Here is a 25,622-nt window from a genome sequence, read left to right as displayed (position 1 = left end):
CGGCGCCTCCCACCATGATGAGTCTCGCTCCCTCCGTGCGCGTCGTCCCCGTCGAGAGCCGCGCCGATCTCAAGCGCTTCATCGACCTGCCGTGGTCGATCTACCGGGGCGACCCCGACTGGGTCCCCCCGCTGAAGAGGGACGTGCGGGCCGCCTTCGATCCCGCGAAACACCCGTTCCACCAGCACTCGGAAGTCCAGCCCTACCTCGCGTTGCGCGACGGCCGGGCGGTGGGCCGGATCTGCGCCATCCGGAACCGGAATCACGAGCGGGAGCACGACGAATCCGTGGGGTTCTTCGGCTGGTTCGAGTGCGTCGACGACCCGGAGGTGGCCGGGGCGCTGCTCGACGCGGTGCGGGCATGGCTCCGTGAACGCGGCCTTGTGGCGATGCGGGGTCCCACGAGCTTCTCGACCAACGAGACCTGCGGCCTGCTCATCGACGGAGATCCCGGGCCGCCCGTCGTCCTCATGCCCTACAACCCGCCGTACTACCCCGGGCTGCTGGAGGCCGCCGGACTGCGGAAGGTCAAGGATCTCTTCGCGTGGCTCATGAAGAAGGGCGACTGGCCGCCTCACCTCTTCCGCGCCGAAAAGGTCGTGACACGCCGGTACGGCATCCGGATCAAGACGATGGACATGTCGCGGTTCGACGAGGAACTCGGCCGCGTCCAGCGCCTGTACAACGCGGCCTGGGAGAAGAACTGGGGTTTCGTCCCCATGACCGCGGCCGAGATGGATCACATGGCGGCCGAGCTCAAGCCCATACTCGATCCCGAACTCGCGCTCTTCGCGGAGACGCCCGAGGGCGGGACCGCCGGCTTCGCCCTTGCCCTCCCGGACTTCAACCAGGTGCTGCGCCGGATGAACGGCCGGCTCTTTCCCTTCGGGATTTTCAAGGCGCTCATCTACAGACGAAAGATCACGTGCATGCGCGTCATCATCCTGGGGCTGGCGGAGGAATGGCGCGGCAAGGCCGTCGACGTCCTCCTCTACCTCTGGCTGTTCAGGAAAGGGATCGCCGCCGGGATGACGTCCGCCGAGCAGTCGTGGATCCTCGAGGACAACCAGAAGATGAACCAGGCCATCGAGCGTCTCGGCGGCAGGATGTACCGAACCTACCGACTGTACGAAGCGGCGCTGTAGGCGCTTTACTATGTCGCTTTACTCATGGCATCAGTCTTTCTGACGGGGGGAAGCGGGTTCCTCGGCGGTCATCTCGCCGAGGCCCTCGTCGGGGCCGGACACCAGGTCACGGCGAGCGTGCGGCGAACGAGCGACACGCGTCGTCTCGATCGCCTCGAACTGGGGAAAGTCGAGCTCGATCTCGCGGCCGAGGACAGACCGCAGGCGGCCGCGGCGCTCGCGGGCTGCGCCGCCATCGTGCATTGCGGCGCGCTCACGCGGGCGCGCAACGAGTCCGAGTTCATGACCGTGAATGCGGTCGGAACGCTGAAGCTCGCCAAGGCGGCGGCGGACGCGGGAGTTCGACGGTTCGTCTTCATCAGCAGCCTCGCCGCCCGGGGCCCGGATGGCGCGGACGGCCCTGTGAGCCCGTACGGCCGGTCGAAAGCCGAGGCGGAGGCCGCGCTCGCCTCCATCCGCGGGCCGATGGAGGTCACCGTGCTCCGGCCGGGCGGCGTCTACGGCCCGCGTGACTCCGACCTGCTGCCGCTCTTCCGGCTGGCGGCGCGAGGCTGGATCGCGATTCCGCGCAGCCACGCGCCCCTGCAGCCGGTGTACGTTGCCGATGTCGCCTCGGCCGTCCTCGCCGCCCTCGAGGTCGAGCCGGCGCCGCACCCGCTTCCCATCGCCGCGGCGGAGCGCCATTCCTGGCGCGCCCTGGCGAGTCCGTTGATGGCCGCCGTGGATCGCCCGGGCCGCGTCCTGCGGTTGCCGTCCGCACTCTTTCTCGCCGTGGGGGCGCTGTCGGAGCTGGCGGGCCGCCTCACGGGGAAGGCCCCCGCGTTCGACCGGAGACGCGCGCGCGATCTGTCCGCATACGCCTGGACGTGTGACATCGAGCCGAGCCGAAGGCATCTCGATCCCTGGCGGCCGCGGGTCGGCATCGAAGAGGGGCTCGCGCGCACGGCCGCGTGGTATCGCCGCACGGGTTGGCTGTGATCCGCGGCCGAAGCGGAGGGCTCCTGCCCGTCGACCGCGTCGCCATCGGCTACTTCGGTTGCACGGGTCTCGTTTCCCTGGCGTTCGGCGGCCTGCCCGGCGCCGGCATCGCGGCGGCCCACGCGGTCGCCGTCTTCGGGATCACGCGGCTCGCGGCCTGGCACCCGCGCGCCGGCCTCGCCGCGATCGCACGGGCGGCGTACGCCGTGCTCCTGACGCCCGTCCTGTATGCGGAACTCTCGGTCCTCAACCGCTTCTTCACGCAACGGTACTTCGACGCGACGGTGCAGGCGTGGGATGCCGCCGTGTTCGGTGGGCAGCCTAGCATCGACCTCAGCGCGTGGCTCCCCTGGCTCCCCTTCTCCGAGGTGTTGCATCTGGGCTACTTCGCCTACTACGCCATCATTCCCGCCGCGATCCTGGGCGTGTTCGCGACGCGGGGGACCCGGGCCATGCAGCGCACCGCCCTCGCCGTGGCCGCCGCCTTCTTCGCCTCCTATCTCATCTTCATGTTCTTCCCGGTTGCCGGCCCCCGATACGAGTTCGCACAGATCGGGGGCGAGATCGGCGAGGGCACGCTGTTCGGGATCGTGCACGGGATCCTGGAGGCCGGATCGTCGAAGGGCACGGCCTTCCCCAGTTCCCACATCGCCGCCTCCCTGGCCGGGGTCGTAGCGGCCGGGCGCGAGGATCGGCGCTGGTTCTGGCTCCTCCTCATCCCGGAACTCGCGTTGACTGCGGGGACGGTGTACGGTCGCTTCCACTACGCGACCGACGCCCTCGCGGGCATCCTGCTCGGGCTGCTGGTCTGCGCCGTACTGCGAGCAGCCGGCGCCGGGGCGAACGGCGCCCGGGCAGCCGAAGGCGGGCAACCCGCGGGCTGAACCGCGCATCAAAGCGGTGGATCCGGAAGGTGACCTTCAGAGGGACGACGTGGAAGAACGCGACCTGATCGCCTGCGCCAAAGCGGGAGAGCGATCCGCGATGGGGGAGTTGTACGAACTCCACGCGCGGCGCGTCTACACCGTGATTCGCCGCCTCGTGGGCGACGATCACCTCGCGGAGGACCTCTCCCAGGAAGCGTGGATCCGTGCGTTCGAGAAGCTCCACCTCTTCCGGGGCGATGCGGCCTTCGGCACGTGGCTCTACCGGTTGGCGACGAACGTGGCGCTCAACCGCCTGCGCCGATCGTCGAAACGGCGTCCGGTGGAAGCCGCCGCCGAGCTTCCCCGCGTCGCGCGGGCGCACGACGACGTGATCGTGACGCGTCGGGTCCTGACCCGGGCGCTGGACCAATTGCCGCCGGGGTACCGGAGGGTCCTCGTGCTGCACGACGTGGAAGGCTGGACGCACAACGACATCGCCGAGGCTCTGGGGTGTTCGCCCGGCACGTCGAAATCGCAGTTGCACAAGGCGCGGGCGCGCATGCGGAAGCTCATCGCTCCGGAAGATTCCGGGAACGGCGGTGCGCGGGGCGAAGCGCGCCTCTGAGAGGGATAGACGAGATGGCGAACCACATGGATGCCGAGCGAATCTCGGCGCTGCTCGACGAGCCGTGGGCCGACAGGGACTGCCGGGTCCACCTCGAGGCGTGCGGGGATTGCCAGGCCGAGTTCGAGAGATTGAGCCGGCTGCGCATGGCGCTGTCCGCGCTTCCGGACGAAAAGGCGCCGGCGGGACAGTGGACCGCCATCGAAGCCGCGCTCGATGCCGGCGAGACGCGTGCCGGCGTCCGTCGGATCGGAGGAGGCCTCGCGGGCCGTCTCTTCGTCCGGGGACCGCTCCAGGCCGCCGCCGCCCTGATACTGTTCGCCGGCGGCGTGGTCGCCGGCCTCCAGTTCACCGGCGTGCGGTCCGCGAACTCGCCGGCCGCGGATCTCGCGGACCTCCCGGCGGTCGTCTCCACCGATGATGGTCGCGCCCTCGTGGACGGGCTCAGCCGGATGGAATCGCTGCGATCGCCGCTCAGGCAGGTCGGAGATGGGGGGGTGAACCCCGCTTCGGAAGGCGCGTCGAGCGAGCGGGATCCCCTGGAGATGGCGCAGAGACTGGCGATGCTGGAGGGATATATCCGGGCGCTGCGGGACCAGCTCGAGACGAGTCCCGACGATCCGTTCGCCAGCGCCTATCTGTTGGAACTCGTGGAGACGCGCGATCGACTCGCGGAAGAACTCGGCCGCGCAAGCGGGACGCGAACGTGGTGACCCGGCTCTTCCGGCGGCCCCCGCGCACGCCGCTGGCCTCGGCTCTGGCTCTGGCCGCCCTGCCGTTCGCCGCCCTCGTCGGCGCCGCGCAGGAAGCCGGGACGGCGGAATCCGCCGGCTGGCTCGGCGTGCGGGTCGACGAACGCTACAACTGCGGCTGGGAGACGTCGGAAGACTGGAAAAACTGTACGCTCATCCTCCGGATTCGCGAGATGCAGGAGGGTGGGCCGGCGGAGCGCGCGGGGCTCCTTGCGGGCGATCGACTCGCGGCGATGGACGGCGTGGAGCTCACCCTCGCCAACCTGCCCGAGACACTCGCATCCATCCGACCGAGCGTTCCTGTTCGTCTGGAAGTGACTCGAGACGGAGGGCGCTACACCTTCGAAGTCATTCCCGATGTCCGGCCGCCGGATGCGGATGACGTTCCGATGGTGGGCCGCCGGACGGTCGTGGCGACGACCGGGAACCCGCAGCGGAACATGTTCGTCCTCTGGCTGACGGATCCGACCGAGCGGGATCGTCCAGGCTTCGCTCTCACCGTCCGCGATACGGAGGATATCGGGGTCGCCGTGGAGCCTTCCGCCGTGCGGGTCGTCGACGGTCGACTCAACATACTTCCGGTGCGCGACCGACCGGCCTCGGAGTTGCCGGAGGTCCGCCGGGAAGTGCTGAGCGATCTGCAGCGGGAATCGGAGTCGGCGTATCGCGACTTCACGATCGCGCTGGAGCGTGTCGGGGCCGTACGGGCCCGCCTGTCACCGACGGAGTTCCGGCGCCGCGCGATTCGCATCGCTCAACTGGCATTGACGGAAACCGAACTTGCCGTCCGCTTCCACCGCACGTTCGCGGGGGCCGAGTTCGAGCCTGTGCGCAACTATTCCGACCGGCCCGGCCTCGACGGTCTCCTCGTGCTCAGGGTCGCCGGGGGGACGGTCACCGATCGGCTCGGGCTCGGGCCGGGAGATCTCCTCGTGCGAGCGGGCGACCGTCCGATACGCGACCTGGACGACCTCGTCGCCGCGCTGGAATCGGACCGGGAACAAGGTCTCGGCGTGGTGTGGGTTCGGGGAGGTGAAGAGATGAGCGGAGTCTGGCCCCGGCGTTGATTGTGGCTCGCGACTTTCCGCGGCATCGCACCAGATTTACCCATGGCTCGAACCTGTCCGGAACGAGGTGCTCCTGCCCCTCGTTCGCGACCTCGAGGGTCCCCAGCTCGAAACCGACCTGACCTTCGTGCCGGGTCTGCAGATCGTACCCATAAGCCACTGACCGGCAACGCGCTATTGTACGGGGGCCGCCTCATTCGGCTCCCGTGCGGCGCCGCCTGGAGATTTCACTTGAGGTCCTGAGTGCGCGCGGAGCGTATACAGACGATGTATCTGTATACAACCTGCATGGTTTGTCATCGGTGAAGGGCGGGCGTACTCTCCCCTCCCGCCGCCACCGATCTCCGGTGACCGAAGATCCCCGAAACTCACTCGAGAAACCCCCATGTCCGACGCGTCTCCTGCATACGACACCCTGCGCACGCCCTCCGGCGGGAACACCATCCGCATGGCCGGCGGCCGCCTCGACGTGCCCGACCGTCCGATCATTCCCTTCATCGAAGGAGATGGGATCGGTCCCGATATCTGGCGCGCCGCAAGCGCGGTTCTCGAAGCGGCCGTCGAAAAGGCCTACGGTGACGGGCGGCGGATCGCGTGGTTCGAGGTGCTCGCCGGTCAGAAGGCGTTCGATCGCACCGGGGACTGGCTCCCCGAGGACACGCTCCGCGCCGTCCGGCATCACCGGGTCGCGATCAAGGGGCCCCTCACGACGCCCGTGGGTGGCGGGATCCGGTCGCTCAACGTGGCGCTGCGCCAGCAACTCGACCTGTTCGCGTGCGTCCGCCCGGTACGCTGGTTCGACGGCGTCCCGTCGCCGGTTCGCCAGCCGGACCTCGTCGACATGACGATCTTCCGCGAGAACACCGAGGACATCTACGCCGGCATCGAATGGGAGGCCGGGACCGAGGAGGCCCGCCGTCTGCGCGCCTTCCTGAGCGACGAGATGGGCGTCTCGACGATCCGTTTTCCGGAGACCAGTTCCTTCGGGGTGAAGCCGATCTCGCGGGAAGGGACCCAGCGACTCGTCCGCGCCGCGATCCGATACGCCAGGGACCGGGGGCGCGGGAGCGTCACGCTGGTCCACAAGGGGAACATCATGAAGTTCACCGAGGGCGGGTTCCGCGACTGGGGCTACGAACTCGCGAAGGACGAGTTCGGGGCGCGGGAATTCGGCGGCGGCCCCTGGTGCAGGACCTCGGACGGCATCGTCGTCAAGGATGTGATCGCCGACGCGTTCCTTCAGCAGATCCTCACGCGGCCCGCCGAGTACGACGTGATCGCGACCATGAATCTGAACGGGGACTACATCTCGGACGCGCTCGCGGCGCAGGTGGGCGGGATCGGCATCGCCCCCGGGGCGAACATCAACTACGAGACAGGCCACGCGATCTTCGAGGCCACGCACGGTACCGCGCCGAAGTACGCCGGACAGGACAAGGTGAACCCGGGATCCGTCATCCTGTCCGGGGAGATGATGCTGCGGCATATCGGGTGGAACGAAGCCGCCGACCTTATTGTATCCTCCCTGAGCGCAACCATAAGCGAGAAGCGCGTGACGTACGACTTCGAGCGCCTGATGGAAGGAGCGACGCTCCTCAGGTGCAGCGAGTTCGGTCAGGCCATGATCGACAACATGTGATGGACCCGGCAACGGTCGTACGCCGGGCGATCGGGGATCGGGAGGTCCGATCCCGCAGTCGTTGTATCCGATGGAGAAAGAGATGAGAAAGACAGGCAGGTTTGCGGCGGTGGCGGGGTTCGTGTCCGTGCTGGCCGTACCCGGTACGGTAGAGGCCCAGCTTCCCGCAGGCGTCACAGAGGTCGCCAGCGTCGAAGGGATTACGGAGTACCACCTCGATAACGGGCTGCGCTTCCTGCTCTTCCCCGACCAGAGCAACCAGCGCATCACAGTGAACATCACCTACCTCGTCGGTTCGAGACACGAAGGGTACGGTGAAACGGGCATGGCCCATCTCCTGGAGCACCTGGTGTTCAAGGGGACCCCGAACCACCCGGACATCCCGAAGGAACTGGACGAGCACGGCGCCTTCCCGAACGGCACGACGTGGTTCGACCGCACGAACTACTTCGAGACGTTCCCGGCCACGAACGAGAACCTCGAGTGGGCGCTCGATCTGGAGGCCGACCGCATGGTGAACTCGTTCATCGCCCAGGAGGATCTCGATTCCGAGATGACGGTCGTCCGGAACGAGTGGGAGGCAGGCGAGAACAGCCCGCGCGGCGTACTCCAGAAGCGGGTCCTGTCCGCCGCCTACGACTGGCACAACTACGGGAACTCCACGATCGGCGCGCGCGCGGATATCGAGAACGTGCCCATCGACCGGCTGCAGGCCTTCTACCGGAAGTACTACCAGCCGGACAATGCGGTCCTCGTCGTCGCCGGACGCTTCGATCCGGAGCGGGCGCTCGAACTCGTGGCCGAGAAGTTCGGCCCCCTCCCGCGGCCGGATCGCACGGGGGCGAACCAGCTGTTCAATACGTACACCGCCGAGCCCGCCCAGGACGGCGAGCGGACCGTCACGCTGCGGCGCGTGGGCGATGTCCAGTTCGCGATGGCGGCCTATCACATGCCGCCCGGTTCTCACGAGCACTTCGCCGCGGTCGACGTGATGACGCACATCCTTACCGCGCGTCCCGCAGGGCGCCTCTACCAGGCGCTCGTCGAGCCGGGTTTGGCCGCCAACGCGTTCGCCGGCAATTTCCAGTTGCGCGAGCCGGGCATCCTGTTCGCCGGTACGGAGGTGCGCGAGGGTGACTCGCTCGACGAAGCCGCCGACGTCATGCTCGCCACGATTCAGGCGCTCGTCGACGAACCTCCCACCGAGGAGGAAGTCGACCGGGCGAAGACGGACTTTCTCTCGGGCATCGAGCTCTCGTTCAACAACCCCCAGGGGATAGCCCTGCAGCTCAGCGAATGGGCGTCGATGGGCGACTGGCGTCTCTTCTTCCTGCACCGCGACCGCCTGGAACGGGTGACGCCTGACGCGGTTCACCAGGTCGCGCAAGCCTATCTGAAGCCTTCGAATCGGACGATCGGCTACTTCTACCCGACGGATGAGACGCCGGCTCGAGCCGAGATTCCCGCGCCGCCGGACGTCGGTGCGCTCGTTGCCTCGTACACGGGGCGCGAGGCGGTGGCCGAGGGCGAGGCGTTCGATCCCACGATCGAGAACATCGAGGCTCGGACGGAGCGGTTCGAACTGCCCAACGGCCTCAAGGTCGCCCTTCTCGCGAAGGAAAACCGCGGCGACGCAGTGAGCGTGCGCCTGGTACTGCGGCATGGCACGGAAAACGCCCTCATGGGGAAAGCCACGGCCGCCTCGCTCGCCGGCTCCATGCTGATGCGCGGGACGGAGAGCCGCTCCCGCCAGGAGATCTCCGACGAACTCGATCGCCTGAAGGCCCAGGGCTTCGTCAACGGGGGTGCCACTACGGCGAGCGGATCATTCACCACCGTGCGGGAGAATCTTCCGGCCGTCCTCCGGCTCGGCGCCGAGATCCTCCAGCAGCCGGCCTTCGATCCGACAGAGTTCGAACTGCTGCGCGAGGAGCGTCTGGCCGGCATCGAGTCGCAGATGTCGGAGCCGCAGGCCCTCGTGCTGCAGGCGTTTCAGCGCCACTTCGCCGACTACCCGGCGGATCATCCCCGCTACGCGCCGACCTTCGAGGAGCAGATCGAGCGCCTCGAGGCCGCGACGGTGGACGAGGTGCGCGCCTTCTGGGAGGGTTTCTACGGGGCGCAGGGAGGCACCGTGTCCGTGATTGGCGATTTCGACGGTGAGGAGATCCGCGCGCTGATCGCGGAACTGTTCGGCGACTGGACCGCGAGCGAAGCCTACGCCCGCGTGCCGGTCCAGTACCGTGAAATCGAGCCGCTGACCCTCGATATCGAGACGCCGGACAAGGCGAACGCCATGATGTTCGCCGGACTCGCGGTTCAGATGCGCGACGATCACCCGGACTACCCGGCGCTCCTCCTCGGCAACCACATTCTGGGCGGCGGCATGAACTCCCGGCTGTTCAGCAGGATCCGGGGAGAGGAAGGCCTGTCGTACGGCGTGAGTTCCAACTACGGTGCGCCCCCGATCGATGACGCCGCGCAGTTCCTGGCGTTCGCGATCTTCGCGCCGGAGAACGCCGACAGGGTAGTCGCCTCGTTCGAGGACGTTCTCGAGACCACCCTCGCGGACGGTTTCTCGCCCGAAGAGTTCGAGACCGCGAAGCGCGGCTACCTGGACCAGCAGCAGAACGGCCGCGCGAACGACGCGGTCATCGCGAACATGCTGTCGAACAGCTTGTTCCTGGACCGTCCGCTCTTCTTCACCGCGGAGCAGGAGACCGCGATCGAAGCGCTGACGGCGGGCGATGTCGTGGCCGCGATGCGGCGCCATATCGACCCGGCGAAGCTTACGATCATCCGCGGCGGCGACTTCGCCAACAAGCTCGTTCCCTAGCAGTCACGGACTGCCGGACCCGCCGACAGGAAGCGGCGGGCGGCCCGGTCAGCGGCCGCCCGTCTGCTCCTGTTCGACGTTCAACTGCATGATGTCCGGGCTCCACCGCGTGTCGCCCAGCAGGTGCTTCACGAAGTACTCCGCGCGCAGCCAGAACCAGTAGTCGCTCATGTCCCCGTAGCCGTGCCGCTGGCCGGGGAAGACGAAGTAATCGAAGCGCTTGTTGGCCCGGATCAGCGCCTCGGCCATGCGGTGCGTGCCGGCGTGGTGGACGTTGTTGTCGATGTCCCCCGTCGTGAGCAGCAGACGCCCCTTGAGGTTCGCGGCCAGGTCCGAGTTGCGCTCGATCTCGTACTCGAAGGTCACGTTCCCGCTGTCGTCGACGACCTCACGCACGCCGTGGTGTTTCTCGGACCAGTTCTGGTTGTAGACGTCGTTGTTGTGGTTCCCCGAGGATGAGACCGCGACCTTGAAGAGATCGGGGTAGACAAGCATCGCCGCCGTCGACATGAAGCCGCCCCCGGAGTGCCCGTAGATGCCGATCCGGTCGATGTCGATGAAGTCGTGCCGGTCCGCGAGCTGCTCGATTGCGGTCTTCTTGTCCGCCAGCCCGTAGTCGCGGAGGTTCCCGTACCCGTAGTTGTGGTACCACTTCGAGCGGGCCGGGTGGCCGCCGCGGTTCCCCACCGTGATCACGACGATCCCGAACTGGGCCAGCGCCGTCTCGTAGCGCGCCGTCGAGAACGCCTTCGCCACCGACTCGGTCTGCGGCCCCGGGTATACGTAGGCCACGATCGGGTACGTCTTCGCCGGGTCGAAGTCGAACGGCTTGTACATGACGCCGTACAGGTCGGTCACCCCGTCGTCCGCCTTCACCGTGTAGGGCTCGGGGAATCCGTACCCCGCCTCCTCGAGCTTCGAGAAGTCCGCGGTCTCGAGGTCCATGATCCGGCGGCCGTTGGCCGCGTGGAGCGCGGAGGTCGGCGTCGTATTGACGCGCGAGTAGTTGCTGACGAAGAAGCGGTTCGACTCCCCCATCTCCACCCGGTGGTCGAAATCGCCGGGGTTGAGGAGCGTCAGTCCGGAGCCATCGAGGTTCACCCGGTACAGGTGCTGGTAGTAGGGGTCCTCGCCCGCCTCCCGTGCGTTGGCCTGGAAGTAGACCACACCGGCCGACTCGTCGATCCCGACCACCTGGCGCACCGACCACGGACCTTCGGTGAGGCGGTTGCGAAGCGTACCGTCCGGCCCGAACCGGTACAGGTGGGCCCACCCGTCCCGCTCCGACCACCACAGCATGTCGCCCGACTCGAGGAGTTCGAGCCGCTGGAACTCCACGTACGTGTTGAGCCGCTCCTCGAACAGCACGCGCGCCGCGCCCGTCGCGGCGTCCGCCACCATCACGTCGACGCGGTGCTGGTCGCGGCTCTGCCTCACGAAGTGAAGCTCGTCCGAGCCGGGAGAGAGCCACAGGGAACGGAACGGCTCCTCGCTGTCCGGATAGCGGAACTGCCGAGCGGACGTCGTGAAGAGGCGGTGGTCCTTCCACTCCTCAGGCATCGCGACCTCGACGATGCTCCGGTCCTGGAGGTCGTAGATGAGAAGCTCGGGCTGGCTCACCGTCTCCTCGCCCGGCATGTCGTACTTGTAGGACTCGAGTTCCGGCCGCTTGTTGCCGACCATGTGGATGACCCAGAGGTTGCCCACCTCGCGCCGGTCGCGGCGGATCAGGGAGAAGCGGCGTGAATCACGGGACCACGAGATCGACACCCGCTTCCGCTCGTCCGCGTTCTCCTGCCGCTCGATGTCCGTGTCTCCGCGCTCGAACACGGCGTAGCTGTAGTGCTCCTCGCCGTCCGTCGTGAGCTGCGTCTCCTCGACCTCGATCCCCTCCTCCGCCTCGTCCGCCTCGTCTCCGCTCTTCCCGCGGCGCGCCTCGAGGAACTGCTGGTAGTCGTCGCCGCTCATCACATGGAGGTTGTGGTGGCGGGCGAAGACCACCGTCTGTCCGTCCGGTGACACGCTGGCCCAGGACGGATGATTGTCGGGCGCCTCCCAGTCCTCGAGTTCCCGCAGCACCCGCGTGTTCACGTCGTACTCGAAGTGGAACACCTTCTTCCGGGCGCGCCGTCGCTGCTGCTCGCCCTCTTCCTCTTCCTCGTCCAGTTCCTCCATCTCCGACCCGGTGTCGTCTTCCTCCTCGTCCTGCGAGGACTCGACCTCGAACTGGAGCGTGTTCGCGTCGATGAACTTGATCGCCCGGATCGGGAGGTGCTGGCCGTCCCAGGGATCGCGCGTGATGCGGGTCAGCTCGGCCGCGATCCGGTCGTTGTCGAAGATCTGCCGCTTCGTCCCGGCCACCGGATCGACGATGTAGTAGAAGGAGCCGTCCGAGGTCTCCCATTCGTACCAGAACGACTCGGAGCCCTCGATCCACTGCGGATCCACCGAAGTCGAGTAGATCAGGTCCTGGATCTTGTACGGCGCGAAGCGCGCCGCGAGGCGGTAGTTCGCCGGACCGTCGCCCGTTTCCTGCGCGGCGAGCGGCGCCGCCAGCAGGATCGCGGTCGCGAGGGCGAGGAAAAGGCGTAAGCCGGGACGGTATGCGGAGTTCATGGCTAGACTCGTGGCTGTCGTGATCGGAACGAAATGAGAGAACGCCGGAGAACGTGGAGGAGGTCGGGGCGGCCTGTCCAGATGGCCGCCCCGCGGCGCGCGGAGGCAAGCCCGATCGGTGGGAGCCGGTCCGGGCGACCGACCCCCCACCGACAGGGGTCAAGCCGGGTCAGCAGCTCATGTGGCTAGTCGCCGCGTCCGAGCATCATGCCGACGACCGCGCCGGCGGCGCCCCACAGTACGGCCGTGACGACGATGTCGACGACGACCGAGGTGAGGGTCGAGGTGTTCATCGCGCCCAGCGCCACGAACCCGAAGGCTGCGGCAATGAGGGCGCCGAGCTTGGCGCCCGCCTGGGCGCCGCCCGCGACGTCCGTCGCGCCCTTCCAGCCCAGGGCGGTCGCGAGCACTCCGCCGGAGGCGAGTTGGCCTACGGCGATCCAGAGGAATTCGGGAGACTCCTTAATGACACCGGTGGCTGAGCCCATGTTGGCTTCAAAGAAGCCACCCAGGAGCAGTTCGTACAGGACGTAGCCGCCCACAAAGAGGACGACGGCGCCGGCGATCGAGGCGATGAGGCACTTCGTGTTCATGGCGTTCCCTCCGCCTGAAGGTGGTGAAGCCCCCCCGCACACGTCCCTTCCCCCCGCGGGCAGACGCGTGCGGCTCGCGCCAACGGCTCACCGAGCGCGGCCACCCTGCCTTGAAGCATAGGAATTGAACCACGACCGGCAAGACCGGCCGCCCCGCGCCCCGCGTCGCGGGACGATCCGCGATCGGACGGCTAGAACCGGTCCAGCCGAGGGTTGACCACGTTGGAGTAGATCGACCCGAAGGTGTAGGAGAAGCCCACCGACACGCCGTACTCGAAGCCGCTCTGGAGGATGCGCTGTCTGAGGAGCACCTCCTCCGTCGTGGCGTCGCCGGCGGGCACGTTGAGCTGGTCGCGGATGCGCGAGTAGTTCGCGTTCAGCCGGAGCGACAGGCCCCGGAAGATCCGGAAATCGGCCCCGGCGAAAGCGGTGAAGCGGTTCTTCGAGGGATCGTGGAGGAACTGTGAGAACGTGAGAAATCCGTAGGACTCGCCCCACGGTTGGCGGACACTGAGGCGGACGCTGAACCGGTGGTGGGGGAGGGTTTCCTCATCCTTCAGGAAGACGGTCTGCTCGATGTAGTCGTGGTACCGGAGGCCGATCGTGTAGAGGAAATTGAACTGCCTGCGGGTCGACTCGGAGTAGGGGAAGATGTTGTACTCCAGCGCGGGCCCCAGCCGGAGCTGCAGGTTCTCGTTTCCGAAGCTGGAGTGTCCCACTTCGAACGCGGCCCCGGCCGACCAGTGGTCCGACAGGCTCCACACGCTGAGCCCTTCGGCCTCGTAGCTCTCGCGAATGCTCGTGACCGACGTCGTGTCGGAGGTCTCGAACAGCCGCCGGTTGTAGCTCCCGTCAACGGAGAATTCGAGTTTCAGGGCGTCCGTCACCCGGTCGGCCGAGAACCCGCTCTCGAGTTCGTACGATTCGGTGCGCTCGTCCACATCGAGTTCGGCGTTCGCGCGCAGCCGGAAGGTCCAGAAGTTCCAGGGGTCGTCCTCGGGCCGTGCCGCGATCTCGCCGTGGTCGGCTCCGTCGTAGTGGATGTCGATGCTGGAAGCCTGGTCGGTGCGGGCGATGTAGCGCAGCAGTCCCAGTTCGAGCGTGCGGGCCACGTCCGTCAGCCGCTGCTCCAACGCGAGGTTGGCCCGCGTCACGACTTCGAGCCGGTCCGTGACCTCCGCGAACTCCTCCCGCCCGATGAAGTCGAGCGTGAAGCGCCGGCCTCCGCTGCCGGTGTCTTCGGAGGTCATGAGCACGTGGACCTGCGCGTCCTCGCGGTCGCGCGTGTAGTTCACGTACGGGATCTCGCGGCGGTAGAAGTCGAAGTCGCACATCCCGCGGCCGCCGTCGCAATCGAAGAAGACGCGGAGGGCGCCGTTGCCGTTGGCGATGGGCGTCACCTCCTGCGCGGTCAGGGGGGCCGCGACCAGGCAGGCCAGGGCAGCGAGACAGGCTGAGGGTTTCATTCGAGGATATCCGTGGGACGCGACACTAGAAGAACTGGTCGATGAGGATCGGGTTGCCGTCGGGATCCTCGAGAACGACATGGGCGGGTCCGGAATCGCCCGCCTCCTCCGTCCCGCGCGTGATCTCCACGCCGCGTTCCCGCAGCGTCCGTTCGAGTTCCCGGACGTCCGTCCACGACTCCATGGGCTTGCCCTCGCGCGTGAGCCCCGGATTGAAGGTGAGGATGTTCTTCTCGAACATGCCGTGGAAAAGGCCCACCACCGTCCCTCCATTCATCATGATCAGGTAGTTTGCCTCGGGGTCACCGCCCGTCTGTACGAAACCGAGCTTCTCATAGAACGCCTTCGAGGCGGCGAGGTCCTTTACCGTGAGACTGATCGAGAAGAGGCCGAGATCCAAGGGATCGCTCCGCGTTGAGGGCGCTGTGGCGATGGTCGCCGGGAAACTGATGCTCCGAGGCCGCGCGGCCAACGGTGTGCGCCGAGACCCCCCGCCTCTCCGACTCCGACCATCCACGCAATGAGCCTACTCCGCCTTTCGCTCCGCTCACCGCAACTGCGGCGCGAAGCCGCTGAAGGGATCCTCGTTCCGGGCGCGGCCGCGGAAGCTCGGGACGTGATCCGGGGCTGGCATGGATACGACGCGACGCCGATGGTAACACTGCCGAGGCTCGCCGCGTTGCTGGGAGTGGAATCGGTCCTGGTAAAGGACGAATCGCCGCGCTTCGGGCTCGGCTCGTTCAAGGCGCTCGGCGGGGCGTTCGCGGTCCTGCGCGCGCTGCAGGACGAGATCGAGCGCCGGACCGGCACGCGACCCGCGGCGGCGGAACTGCGCGCCGGGCATCCGCTGGCGGCCGAGATCACGGTCACGACTGCCTCGGCGGGGAACCACGGCCGATCCGTGGCGTGGGGAAGCGCCGAATTCGGCTGCCGCTGCGTGATTTTCCTTCCGGAAGACGCGATCCCCGCTCGCGCCCGCGCGATCGAGGGACACGGGGCACGGGTGGTCCGCGTACCCGGCGAGTACGACGGCGTCGTCGGGCACACCGACCGGGAGGCGGCGCGGAACGGCTGGATCGTCGTTTCCGACACGGCGTACGAAGGCTACGAGGAGACGCCGCGCCGCATCATGGCGGGCTACACGCTCCTCGGCGCGGAGATGCTGGACGACCTCGCGGCTGCCGGCTCGGCGCCGCTGACGCACCTCTTTGTGCAGGCGGGCGTCGGCGGCCTCGCGACCGGCGTGTGCGGCCATTTCGGGCAGGCGTGCGGCGAGGGACGGCCGCGTTTCATCGCCGTCGAGCCGTGGCGGGCCGACTGCTTCGGCCGGAGCCTGCGATTCGGCCGGGCGAGCGTCGCGGAGCCGCCGTTCCACACCGAGATGGGCGGTCTCGCCGCCGGCGTCGCGTCGACGATCGCCTGGGACTATCTGGCTCCGTTGCTCGACGCGGCGATCGCGCTCCCCGAGCCCGTCTGGGCCGCCGGCGCCGAGGCGCTCGCGTCCGGTCGGCTGGGCGCCCGCATCATCGCGGGCCCGTCCGGCGCCGCCGGCGTAGGGGCGCTCCTCGCCCTGGCCCGCCTCCCCGGCCTGTGCCGGCTCCTCGGCCTCGACGCGTCCGCGCGGGTCGGCGCGATCGTCACCGAGCAGCGTTTCGACTGACCGCGCGGCCGCTTGCCGCAGCCCCCCTCGTCCGTATAGTCGATCACGCCGATGATCGAGTCGCACACCCGAACCGCCACCGCACCCTGAGTCCCCTCAACCCGCCCAGGAATCACATGTCCGATTTCGCTGCCCATATCGACCGCGAACTCACGAGGTTTCACGACGAACTGGAGGCCTTTCTCCGCATTCCCAGCATCAGCACCGATCCAGAGCATGCGAACGATGTCCGCGCCTGCGCGGACTGGGTCGCCGAGCACCTCCTCGCGGCGGGAATGGGGGAAGCCGAGGTCATCGAAACTGGGGGGCATCCCATCGTCGTCGGCGAACGGATCCACTCCGAAGAGGCTCCGACCGTGCTCGTCTACGGGCACTACGACGTGCAGCCCTCGGAGCCCGACGAGTTGTGGACGAGCCCGCCGTTCGAACCGGAGGTTCGCGACGGCCGCCTGTACGCCCGCGGCTCGATCGACGACAAGGGGCAGGTCCACATGCACATCAAGGCGCTCGAGGCGCGCCTGGCCTCCGGAGCGGACGTCCCCGTCAATCTCAAGCTCGTGATCGAGGGTGAGGAGGAGGTGGGGAGCCGCCACCTCGCGGCGTTCCTCCACGAGCACGCCGAGCGGCTCGCCTGCGACGCGATCCTCGTCAGCGACACCGGGATGTTCTCCCCGGAGTTGCCGTGCATCACGACCGGGCTGCGGGGCATCGTCTACACGGAGATCAACGTCCACGGCCCCTGGTCGGACCTGCACTCCGGCACCTACGGCGGCGCGGTCGTGAACCCCGCCAACGCGCTGGCCGCCATCCTCGCCGGCCTCCGCGACGAGCACGGACGGGCCACCGTGCCGGGGTATTACGATGCGGTCCGACCGATCAGCCCCCGCGAACGCGCCGATCTCGAACGCCTCCCCATGGATGAAGAGACGCTCCGGGCGGGCGTCGGAGCGCCGGCCCTGGGCGGAGAAGCCGGGTTCTCGGCGCTCGAGCGGCTATGGTATCGCCCGACGCTGGATGTAAACGGACTGCTCAGCGGCTTCACCGGCGAAGGCTCGAAAACCGTTCTCCCCTCGCAGGCGATGGCGAAGGTGTCGATGCGGCTGGTTCCGGATCAGGACCCGGCGCAGGTGGTCGAGGCCTTCGAGGCCCGCGTCCGCGAACTCGCGCCGGAAGGCGTGACCGTCGAGATCAAGCGCTCACACGGCGGCGCGCCATGGGTGGCCGACACCGAACATCCCATCTTCGACGCTGCCTCCGCCGCGTTGGAGTCGGGGTTCGGCGCCCCGCCCGCGTACATCCGCGAGGGCGGCTCGATCCCGATCGTGCAGGAATTCGAGAAGACGTTCGGCGCTCCCGCGCTCCTCATCGGCTTCGCGCTTCCCGGCTGCAACATGCACGCGCCGGACGAATGGATCGATCTCGGCGTCTACCGAAAGGGAATCGCGGCCCTCGCCGACCTCTACGGCCGCCTCGGCGAGCCGTTGGCCTAGCAGCCCGTGGCAACAGCCCTGCTGCGTTCGAGCGGCGCCGCAGCGGGGCTTGCCACGGGCTACTAGGCGACGGGCACGACGTCGAGTTCCGTCGTGATCTCGATGCAGCCGGAAAGCGTTCGGTAGACCGGACACTTCGGCGGATGGGCTTCGAACGCGCGCCGGATCGCATCGGCGTGCGCCTCGTCCGCCTGGAGACGATATCGGGCCCGGATCCGCCGGATCACGAGCACGCCGTCGTCCGTCTCGACGTCGCCCTCCACGTTCGCCACCAACCGTCCTTCATCCGCTTTTACGCCGCGCGCTTCCAGCGCGCCCCCGAAGGTTCCGGCCAGTCAGCCGCCGGTTGCGGCGATGACATAGTCGAGTGTCGTGGCGACGTCGCGGTTGTCGCGAACCCCGTAGTACTCGGCGATCGCGGAATGGACGCCGAAGTCGACCGGCGCGTCGGTGGCCGGGATCTCCGCGGTGCGGTATGGGCCCTTCTGCCGCACGATCTTCACGTGCGAGCGATAGACGACTTCACTCATTGGCTGGTTCTCTCCAGGATGATGTCGAGAAAGTTCATGACGACGCGGTGCGTGAGCCCCCAAATGGCGTCGCCCTCGTACAAGATGGAAGGCCACACGTGTTCCCGGCCACCATCCGGGTAGCGGACTTCGGAACGCAGGGAGGGGTCGCGCAGCGCGCGGAGCGGAGCCCAGACGTGATACTGCACCTCGGCGTTCGTCGAGACGCGGATGTCCTCCCCGTGCCAGGCTACGAAGGGGGAGATGAGGATCGACGGGATCCGGCGCGTCACAGGGTGCAGGTCGTCGAGCCGTCCAAGGAACCCGCCACGCGGAAGGTCGAGTCCCACCTCCTCACGCAACTCGCGGCGCGCCGTCTCCAGGAGGTCCGCATCCACCGCGTCCCGGTGTCCGCCGGGAAGCGCCATATGGCCGGACCACGGGTCGCCGGGGACCTCCGCCCGCCGGACGAAGAGCACTTCCAGGTCGTGGCCCCGCGGACGAACCACGAGGGTCACGGCCGCGTGGCGCTCCGCCGCCCCGGGGTCGACGACCGTGTGCCCCGCCGCCACCAGCCGATGCGCGACCCGCGCCGCGCTCCAGCCTTCGCTCACCGACCCTTCTCCGCCTCGTCGAGGAGCCGCAGGTAGCTCTCCAGCCGTCGCCGCCGGATCGTCCCATCCTCCACGGCCGCGCGAACCGCGCAGTCCGGCTCCACTCGATGTCGGCAGTCCGCGAACCGGCAGCCCTCGCCCGCCGTGGCGATCTCGCCGAAGCCCACCGGAAGCTCCGCGGGATCCAGCCCCCACAGCGCCAGATACTGCAGGCCGGGCGTGTCCGCCACGTAGCCGCCGTCCGGGTATCGATAGAGCGCCGACGCCACCGTCGTGTGCCGCCCTCGCCCCCGCCGCTCGCTGATCTCGCCCACACGCAAGTCGAGTGCCGGCACGATCGCGTTCAACAGGCTCGACTTCCCCACGCCCGACTGCCCGCTGAGCACCGTGATCCGGCCCGCGAGGCGTCCGGCAAGCGCCGGCAGTCCCGCCCCCGATTCGGCGCTCGTCCGCAGCGTCTCCACGCCGAGCGCCGCGTACTGCTCGAGGCCGTCTGCGGGCGCGGGCTCCGCGAGGTCCGTCTTGTTCACGACGAGGAAGGCGTCGATGCCGCTCAGCGCCGCAAGCGCGAGGAGTCGGTCCACCATGAGGAAATCGGGATCGGGCGCCGTCACCGAAACGACGACGGCGACCTGGTCGACGTTCGCGACGATCACCTGCTCGCGCCGCTTGGAGACGCCGTGCCGGGACAGCGCGCCGCTTCGCTCACGGAGCCGAACGATCCGCATCTCGTCGCCGACGCGTTCCAGCTCGACGAGGTCGCCGACCGAAACGATCCGCGAGTCCGCGCGCTTCAGGCGCCCGCGCAGCGACGCCCGGACCACGGTCGAGGAATCGTCCACGTGATAGATCCCACCCGCGATCCGCAGCACGCGGCCGACGGCGGTGGAGGGGCCGCCGGATGTCACGCCGAGCCGCGGCTTCCGTCCGGAGTCGCGTAGCTCGAGCTCACGCGGAGCCGCCGTCCGCGTCCGTCCCGTCCCCCAGCTCCTCGAGACAGTTCCACGCCAGCAGCGCGCACTTGATGCGGACCGGAAACTTCGAGACCCCCGCCAGCGTGCGGAGGTCGCCGAGGTCGTCGTCGGACAGCAGCGCTCCGTCTCCGTGCAGGAGGTGCGTGAACTTTCCGGAAAGTTCCAGCGCCTGCTCGAGCGACTTCCCCCGCACGCGTCCCGTGAGCATCGACGCGGACGCCAGGCTGATCGAGCACCCGCGGCCCAGGAAGCGCGCCTCGGCGATGCTCCCCCCCTCCACGCGCAACATGAGTTCGATCACGTCGCCGCAAAGCGGGTTGTTCATGGTGATCGCGTGCGTGGCTTCGTCCAGATGCCCCTTGTTCCGGGGTTTCCGGTAGTGATCGAGGATGACTTCCTGGTACAGCTGGTTGAGCGACGAAGGGATCTCCCGGTCGATGGTCCCGGGCGCTCTCGGACGGGGTTCGATCATGGATTCAGGCGATGCCGCCGAAGACTTCGGCCGCCAGGGCGATGCCGTCGCACAGCACGTCGATTTCCCGCAGCGAGTTGTAGAAGTAGAAGCTCGCCCGGGCCGTACTGCTGATCCCGTAGTGGTCCATCAGCGGCTGGTTGCAATGGTGCCCCGCCCGGATCGCGATTCCCCGCTGGTCGAGGATCGTGGAGAGGTCGTGCGGATGTACGTCACCGTACGTGAAGGAGAAGACCGCGGTCCTCTCCTCGCGCGGCCCGTACAGGTGAAGCCCTTCGATCCCGTCGAGTCGCTCGAACACGGCGTGCTTCAGGGCGCCTTCATGAGACGCGATCGCCTCCGGTCCGAGGTCCGCGAGAAAGCGGGCGGCTTCCCCGAAGCCCACGACGCCCGAAATGTTGGGCGTTCCGGCCTCGAACTTGTGCGGAACCTTGGCCCAGGTTGATCTCTCGAGCTTCACGTCCGAGATCATCTCGCCCCCGCCCTGGTACGGAGGCATCTCCTCCAGCAGTTCTCTTCTGGCCCACAACGCTCCGACGCCGGTGGGGCCACACATCTTGTGGCTGCTGAACGCGTAGAAGTCGCACCCGATCTTCGCCACATCGGTCAGCATATGGGGTGCGGCCTGCGCTCCGTCGATGAGTGTCAGCGCGCCGGCGGCGTGCGCGCGATCCACGATCTCGCGGACCGGATTGACGGTCCCGAGGCTGTTGGAGACGTGCGTACAGGCGACCAGCCGGGTTCGCTTCCCGAGGAGCCGGTCGAAATCGTCCAGATCGAGCGTGCCTTCGGGCGTGACGTCGACGAAGCGGAGACTGCACCCCGTGCGGCCGGCGAGCAGCTGCCACGGCACGAGGTTCGAGTGGTGCTCCATCTTCGTGAGCACGATCTCGTCGCCCGCGCCGATGAACGCCCCTCCCCAACTCGACGCGACGAGGTTCACCGCCTCCGTCGTGCCGCGGGTGAAGACGATCTCCGCCGGCTCCCTCGTGCCGGCATGCGCCGCCACCGCACGGCGCGCGTCCTCGTATGCCTCCGTCGCCTCCGCGCTGAGCTGATGCACGCCGCGGTGCACATTGGCGTGCTCCTCGCGCAGGTAGCGCTCGACCCGGTTCAGCACACGGAGCGGCTGCTGTGAACTCGCCGCGTTGTCGAGATAGACCAGGGGGTGGCCGTTGACTTCCCGCGAGAGAATGGGGAACTGGGCCCGGATCGCCGCGAGGTCCCAGCCGTCCTTCTCCGAAGCCTCACCCGCATCGCGCCGGCCGGCCGCCTCCGAGGGGCCCCCGGACGCAAGTACGCCCGTCGCGGGCTTCGTACCGGTCATCTCCGCTGTCTCCGTCATCGGACCCCGGTCCTCGGCTGGGTCCCGCTCAGTCGAGGTCGACTTGGATGTCGTCCCCGTCGATCCGCACGTCGAAGCGTCGGACGGGCATGACCGCCGGGAGCGCCCTCGGCGCGCCGGTCGCAAGATCGAAGCGCGCCCCATGGAGAAGACAGGTGATCTCGCCCGCCTCGACCTCACCCTCCGAGAGCGGGAACTCCTCGTGCGAGCAGCAGTTCTCGAGCGCGTAGACCTCGCCCCCGCTCCGGATGAGGGCGATCGCCAGGTCCTCGGCCATCACCCCGCACGTCCCGTTCTCCGGCACGTCGCCGACCTTGGCCACCGTGACGAAACGGCTCATAGCCCGATCTTCTCCTCGATCGCTTCGCGAACGCGCGCGCGCACCCCCTCCATCGGCAGACGCCCCAGAACCTCATCGAAAAACCCGAACACGAGCAGGCGCTCGGCCTGTCGCCGCGTGAGGCCGCGGCTCATCAGATAGAAGAGTTGCCCGTCCTCCACCTGTCCGATCGTCGCCCCGTGCGAGCAGCGCACATCGTCGGCCTCGATCTCCAAGTTGGGAAGCGCGGAGGCGTGGGAGCCCTCACTCAGAAGCAGGTTGCGGTTCGTCTGATAGGCGTCCGTGAGCTGCGCTCCCTTGTCGACCCGGATCAGCCCGCGGAAGACGCTCGAACCCGCATCCGTCAGGGCCCCCTTGAACAGCAGATCGCTGTGCGCGTGCGGCGCCGCGTGATGCTGCAGCGTGTGATGGTCGAAGTGTTGGTCGGAGTCCCCGAACCAGAGCGCGAGCATCTCGCTGTCGCTCCCGGGCCCGTCGAGACGGCTTGTGACGTCCGCCCGCGAGAGGTCACCGCCCAGCGCGACATTGAAGGTCACGACACGGGAGTCGCGGCCCGCGTTGATGTGCTGCGTCGAGAACCGCTTCACGCCCCGGCCGAAACGCTGGAGCGCGACGTACTCGATACCCGAGCCTCCCTCCCCCGTGATCGTCGCCCCGTGAAGCGAGACCGTCTCCGCCTCGAGGTCGTCGGAGAGGAACTCGTCGATGACCGCGGCCCGGGCGCCCGACTCCCCGTACACGAACGAATGTGCAGAGGAGAGTGTCCCCGCCCGCTCGACGATGTGGAACGCGTGGATCGGCGCCGGCATCTCCACCCCGCGCGGCACGTGGAGGAAATAGCCTCCGCCCAGGAGGGCGAGGTGCAGCGCCCAGAGCTTCTCCTCCGCGGGGCCCGGTTGCGCCTCCAATAGCGCGCGTCTCAGCACCTCCGGATGCCGGTCCGCCGCGTCCCGGATCGAGCACAGGACCACGCCGCTCCGGGCTACCTCGGGTTCAAGCTCCAGATGCGCGACCCGCCCCTCCCGCAGCACGACGACGCCCGCGCGCTCCCCTGAGCGTCCGAGCACCTCGCGCACATCCGCCGACAGCGCTTCCGCCGTCGCGCGCGCCGGGACCACCGGCGTGAGCGCCTCGAAGCCGACCTTCGTGAGGTCCGTGTACCGCCATTCCTCCGACTTCTTCGTCGGCCAGGGAAGGGCGGCGAACCGTTCCCATGCGGCGGCCCGCGCCCCCGCGATCACTTCCGGCTCCGGCAGCCCGCCGGCCAGCGTATCGAAATCCGCCGCGGCCAGCGTCGACTCCGCCGGCCCGGCCGTCATCGTGCTCATATCCTGAGAATCCCTCGTCGTCGGTGTCCGGGAGCGGGAGTCGGGGCTATCCGACCGATCCTTCCATCTCCAGCTCGATCAGGCGATTCAGTTCGATCGCGTACTCGAGCGGCAACTCCTTGGCCACCGGCTCGATGAAGCCGCGCACGATCATCGCCATCGCCTCCGCCTCGTCGAGACCGCGGCTCATCAGATAGAAGAGTTGCTCGTCCCCGACCTTCGAGACCGTGGCCTCGTGCCCGATCGACGCCGTGTTCTCGTCGATCTCGATGTAGGGGTAAGTGTCCGTGCGCGACCGCTCGTCGAGCAGCAGGGCATCGCACTCGACGTTGGACTTCGCGCCCACGGCGCCGTCATACACCTTGCACAGTCCGCGGTAGGAGGAGCGTCCGAGCCCCTTCGAGATCGACTTCGAGGTGATCTGCGACGTCGTGTTGGGGGCGGCGTGGATCACCTTGCCGCCGGTGTCCTGGTGCTGACCGTCTCCCGCGTACGCGATGGAGAGGATCTCGCCGTGCGCGCGCTCTCCGACCAGATAGCAGGACGGATACTTCATGGTGAGTTTCGAGCCCAGGTTCCCGTCGAGCCACTCCATCTTCGCCTCCTCGTGCACCAGCGCCCGCTGCGTGACGAGGTTGTACATGTTGTTCGACCAGTTCTGGATCGTGGTGTACCGGAAGCGCGCGCCCTTCTTGACGACGATCTCGATGACGCCGGAGTGGAACGAATCCGTCGAGTAGACCGGTGCCGTGCAGCCCTCGATGTAGTGGGCTTCCGCCCCCTCCTCACAGATGATGAGCGTGCGCTCGAACTGGCCCATGCGCTCCGCGTTGACCCGGAAGTAGGCCTGGAGCGGGATCTCCACCTTCACCCCCTTCGGGATGTAGACGAACGACCCGCCCGACCATACCGCCGAGTTGAGCGCCGCGAACTTGTTGTCGTGCGTGGGAACGACGGTCGAGAAGTACTGCCGGAACAGTTCGGGGTGCTTCGCGAGCCCATCCTCGATCGACTCGAAGATCACGCCCTGCTCCTCCCACTGCTCCTTCAGGGAGTGGTAGACCATCTCCGACTCGTACTGGGCCCCGACCCCGGCGAGCGCCTTACGCTCCGCCTCGGGGATCCCGAGCTTCTCGAACGTGTCCTTGATTTCCTGCGGGACGTCGTCCCAGGACCGCTCCATCTGGTCCTGCGGCTTCAGGTAGAAATAGATCTCGTCGAGCGTGTCCTCGAGCCTCGAGAGATCGCCGCCCCACTTCGGCATCGGCTTCGAGTAGTAGACATCGAGCGCCTTGAGGCGGAAGTCGAGCATCCACTCCGGCTCTTCCTTGTGGTGCGAGATCTGTTGGACGATGTCGCGGGAGAGGCCGGGGACGGCCTTGAAGACGGGCTTGTCCTCCGTGACAAATCCGTACTTGTACTCGTCGAGTCCGAGTCCGGTGATCGTCTCGTTCTGAGGCATGATTCTTCTACCTTCCCTTACGGAGTCAGACAGCCGCCACGGGCTGCTGCTGGAGCCAGTCGTAACCCTCGGCCTCCAGCTTGTCGGCGAGCGAGGCGCCGCCGCTCTCCGCGATGCGACCCGCCATCATCACATGGACGACGTCCGGCTGGATGTAGTTGAGGATCCTCTTGTAGTGCGTGATGAGCAGAACCCCGAGCGCCTCGTCGGCTTCGGACAGGCGGTTCACTCCGCTGGCCACGATCTTGAGCGCGTCGATGTCGAGTCCGCTGTCCGTCTCATCCAGAACCCCGAGCGCCGGCCGAAGCACGGCCATCTGCAGGATCTCGTTCCGTTTCTTCTCGCCGCCGGAGAAGCCGTCGTTCACATACCGGGCCGCGAAGCCCGGATCCATCCTCAGCATCTCCATCTTCTCCGTGAGCGTGCGCTGGAACCCGAACACATCCATCTCCTCGCCCTCGCCCAGCCGCGAGCTCACGGCCGTACGCAGAAAATTGGCGATCGAGACGCCCGGGATCTCCGCCGGATACTGGAAGGCGAGGAAGATGCCCGCCCGGCTCCGCTCATCGGGCTCCAACTCGAGGACATCCTCCCCCTCGAACAGGATCTCGCCGGCCGTCACCTCGTAGGCCGGGTGGCCCGCGATGACCTTGGCGAGCGTGCTCTTGCCCGAGCCGTTGGGTCCCATCAGCGCATGCACTTCGCCACGCGCGAGGTCCAGGTCGACGCCGCGGAGGATTTCCCCGTCCTCGCCTTCGACTTTCGCCCGGAGTCCGCGTATCGACAGAAGCGGTTCTGACATTCGTGTCCTCTTGTGTTGCAAAAGGCCGGTCACCCAGGGGCGC

At 67.8% G+C, this 25,622-nt stretch carries 24 protein-coding genes; 10 read left to right on the top strand and 14 right to left on the bottom strand.

Annotated features, from left to right (window positions below; translation table 11 throughout):
• Positions 1-14 precede the first annotated feature (14 nt).
• From RN901_RS01035 to RN901_RS01000, 8 genes are all read left to right on the top strand, one after another.
• Positions 15-1,145 (top strand): hypothetical protein, encoded by a 1,131-nt coding sequence (locus tag RN901_RS01035; RefSeq protein WP_310754910.1) that lies wholly within the window; start codon positions 15-17, stop codon positions 1,143-1,145.
• Between the two features lie 24 nt (positions 1,146-1,169).
• The gene (locus RN901_RS01030; protein ID WP_310754908.1) at positions 1,170-2,123 is read left to right on the top strand and encodes an NAD-dependent epimerase/dehydratase family protein; all 954 of its coding nucleotides are present in this window, start codon (positions 1,170-1,172) and stop codon (positions 2,121-2,123) included.
• Positions 2,120-3,007 carry a phosphatase PAP2 family protein gene (locus RN901_RS01025; protein ID WP_310754906.1) on the top strand — a complete coding sequence of 296 codons (888 nt, stop codon included), beginning with the start codon at positions 2,120-2,122 and terminating at the stop codon, positions 3,005-3,007. The genes RN901_RS01030 and RN901_RS01025 overlap by 4 nt, the downstream gene beginning before the upstream one ends.
• A gap of 49 nt (positions 3,008-3,056) precedes the next feature.
• Positions 3,057-3,614, top strand: a complete 558-nt coding sequence (locus tag RN901_RS01020) for a sigma-70 family RNA polymerase sigma factor (protein ID WP_310754904.1) — start codon at positions 3,057-3,059, stop codon at positions 3,612-3,614.
• 14 nt (positions 3,615-3,628) lie between these two features.
• Positions 3,629-4,327 (top strand): hypothetical protein, encoded by a 699-nt coding sequence (locus RN901_RS01015; protein ID WP_310754902.1) that lies wholly within the window; start codon positions 3,629-3,631, stop codon positions 4,325-4,327.
• Positions 4,324-5,433: a PDZ domain-containing protein gene (locus tag RN901_RS01010; RefSeq protein WP_310754900.1), complete on the top strand. Its 1,110-nt coding sequence runs from the start codon at positions 4,324-4,326 to the stop codon at positions 5,431-5,433. Before RN901_RS01015 ends, RN901_RS01010 begins: the two co-directional genes overlap by 4 nt.
• Positions 5,434-5,818: 385 nt before the next feature.
• Positions 5,819-7,072 carry an NADP-dependent isocitrate dehydrogenase gene (gene icd, locus RN901_RS01005; protein WP_310754898.1) on the top strand — a complete coding sequence of 418 codons (1,254 nt, stop codon included), beginning with the start codon at positions 5,819-5,821 and terminating at the stop codon, positions 7,070-7,072.
• A gap of 82 nt (positions 7,073-7,154) precedes the next feature.
• A complete protein-coding gene (locus RN901_RS01000; RefSeq protein ID WP_310754896.1) occupies positions 7,155-9,908 on the top strand; it encodes a pitrilysin family protein in 2,754 nt (917 codons plus the stop codon).
• Between the two features lie 48 nt (positions 9,909-9,956).
• Here the strand turns inward: RN901_RS01000 and RN901_RS00995 are convergent, their stop codons facing one another.
• The 4 genes from RN901_RS00995 to RN901_RS00980 all read right to left on the bottom strand — a co-directional run bounded on the left by RN901_RS00995 (position 9,957) and on the right by RN901_RS00980 (position 14,983).
• Positions 9,957-12,524, bottom strand: a complete 2,568-nt coding sequence (locus RN901_RS00995) for a DPP IV N-terminal domain-containing protein (protein ID WP_310754894.1) — start codon at positions 12,522-12,524, stop codon at positions 9,957-9,959.
• Positions 12,525-12,709: 185 nt separating this feature from the next.
• Positions 12,710-13,117: a hypothetical protein gene (locus RN901_RS00990; protein WP_310754892.1), complete on the bottom strand. Its 408-nt coding sequence runs from the start codon at positions 13,115-13,117 to the stop codon at positions 12,710-12,712.
• Positions 13,118-13,308: 191 nt separating this feature from the next.
• The gene (locus RN901_RS00985) at positions 13,309-14,583 is read right to left on the bottom strand and encodes a hypothetical protein (RefSeq protein ID WP_310754890.1); all 1,275 of its coding nucleotides are present in this window, start codon (positions 14,581-14,583) and stop codon (positions 13,309-13,311) included.
• A 25-nt stretch (positions 14,584-14,608) separates the two neighbouring features.
• Entirely contained in the window at positions 14,609-14,983 is a 375-nt protein-coding gene (locus RN901_RS00980) for a VOC family protein (protein ID WP_310754888.1), read from the bottom strand.
• Positions 14,984-15,103: 120 nt separating this feature from the next.
• On the opposite strand from RN901_RS00980, the gene RN901_RS00975 reads away from it, so the two are divergent.
• Entirely contained in the window at positions 15,104-16,243 is a 1,140-nt protein-coding gene (locus tag RN901_RS00975; protein ID WP_310754886.1) for a diaminopropionate ammonia-lyase, read from the top strand.
• 116 nt (positions 16,244-16,359) lie between these two features.
• Positions 16,360-17,733: a dipeptidase gene (locus RN901_RS00970; RefSeq protein WP_310754884.1), complete on the top strand. Its 1,374-nt coding sequence runs from the start codon at positions 16,360-16,362 to the stop codon at positions 17,731-17,733.
• A 62-nt stretch (positions 17,734-17,795) separates the two neighbouring features.
• On the opposite strand, the gene RN901_RS00965 is transcribed toward RN901_RS00970, so the two are convergent.
• From RN901_RS00965 to sufC, 10 genes are read right to left on the bottom strand one after another with little or no spacing between them, the layout of a single operon-like run.
• On the bottom strand, positions 17,796-18,068 hold the full coding sequence (locus RN901_RS00965) for an OsmC family protein (RefSeq protein WP_310755757.1): 273 nt from the start codon (positions 18,066-18,068) through the stop codon (positions 17,796-17,798).
• Positions 18,069-18,263 carry a hypothetical protein gene (locus RN901_RS00960; RefSeq protein ID WP_310754882.1) on the bottom strand — a complete coding sequence of 65 codons (195 nt, stop codon included), beginning with the start codon at positions 18,261-18,263 and terminating at the stop codon, positions 18,069-18,071.
• Positions 18,260-18,856 carry a CoA pyrophosphatase gene (locus RN901_RS00955; protein WP_310754880.1) on the bottom strand — a complete coding sequence of 199 codons (597 nt, stop codon included), beginning with the start codon at positions 18,854-18,856 and terminating at the stop codon, positions 18,260-18,262. The genes RN901_RS00960 and RN901_RS00955 overlap by 4 nt, the downstream gene beginning before the upstream one ends.
• On the bottom strand, positions 18,853-19,764 hold the full coding sequence (gene rsgA / locus RN901_RS00950; protein WP_310754878.1) for a ribosome small subunit-dependent GTPase A: 912 nt from the start codon (positions 19,762-19,764) through the stop codon (positions 18,853-18,855). The genes RN901_RS00955 and rsgA overlap by 4 nt, the downstream gene beginning before the upstream one ends.
• A 40-nt stretch (positions 19,765-19,804) precedes the next feature.
• Positions 19,805-20,302 (bottom strand): Fe-S cluster assembly sulfur transfer protein SufU, encoded by a 498-nt coding sequence (gene sufU / locus RN901_RS00945; RefSeq protein WP_310754876.1) that lies wholly within the window; start codon positions 20,300-20,302, stop codon positions 19,805-19,807.
• Between the two features lie 4 nt (positions 20,303-20,306).
• The gene (locus tag RN901_RS00940; RefSeq protein ID WP_310754874.1) at positions 20,307-21,629 is read right to left on the bottom strand and encodes a SufS family cysteine desulfurase; all 1,323 of its coding nucleotides are present in this window, start codon (positions 21,627-21,629) and stop codon (positions 20,307-20,309) included.
• A gap of 46 nt (positions 21,630-21,675) precedes the next feature.
• Positions 21,676-21,987 carry a non-heme iron oxygenase ferredoxin subunit gene (locus RN901_RS00935; protein WP_310754872.1) on the bottom strand — a complete coding sequence of 104 codons (312 nt, stop codon included), beginning with the start codon at positions 21,985-21,987 and terminating at the stop codon, positions 21,676-21,678.
• Positions 21,984-23,315 (bottom strand): Fe-S cluster assembly protein SufD, encoded by a 1,332-nt coding sequence (gene sufD, locus RN901_RS00930; protein WP_310754871.1) that lies wholly within the window; start codon positions 23,313-23,315, stop codon positions 21,984-21,986. The genes RN901_RS00935 and sufD overlap by 4 nt, the downstream gene beginning before the upstream one ends.
• Before the next feature lie 46 nt (positions 23,316-23,361).
• Complete coding sequence (gene sufB / locus RN901_RS00925) at positions 23,362-24,777, bottom strand: Fe-S cluster assembly protein SufB (protein WP_310754869.1); 1,416 nt, start codon at positions 24,775-24,777, stop codon at positions 23,362-23,364.
• 25 nt (positions 24,778-24,802) lie between these two features.
• A complete protein-coding gene (sufC, locus tag RN901_RS00920; RefSeq protein WP_310754867.1) occupies positions 24,803-25,579 on the bottom strand; it encodes a Fe-S cluster assembly ATPase SufC in 777 nt (258 codons plus the stop codon).
• Between the last annotated feature and the right edge of the window lie 43 nt (positions 25,580-25,622).

It is taken from the genome of Candidatus Palauibacter soopunensis (assembly GCF_947581735.1).
Classification (GTDB): domain Bacteria; phylum Gemmatimonadota; class Gemmatimonadetes; order Palauibacterales; family Palauibacteraceae; genus Palauibacter; species Palauibacter soopunensis.
Note: the sequence above shows the minus strand (reverse complement) of the source record. Positions and strands in the feature narration are given on the sequence as shown.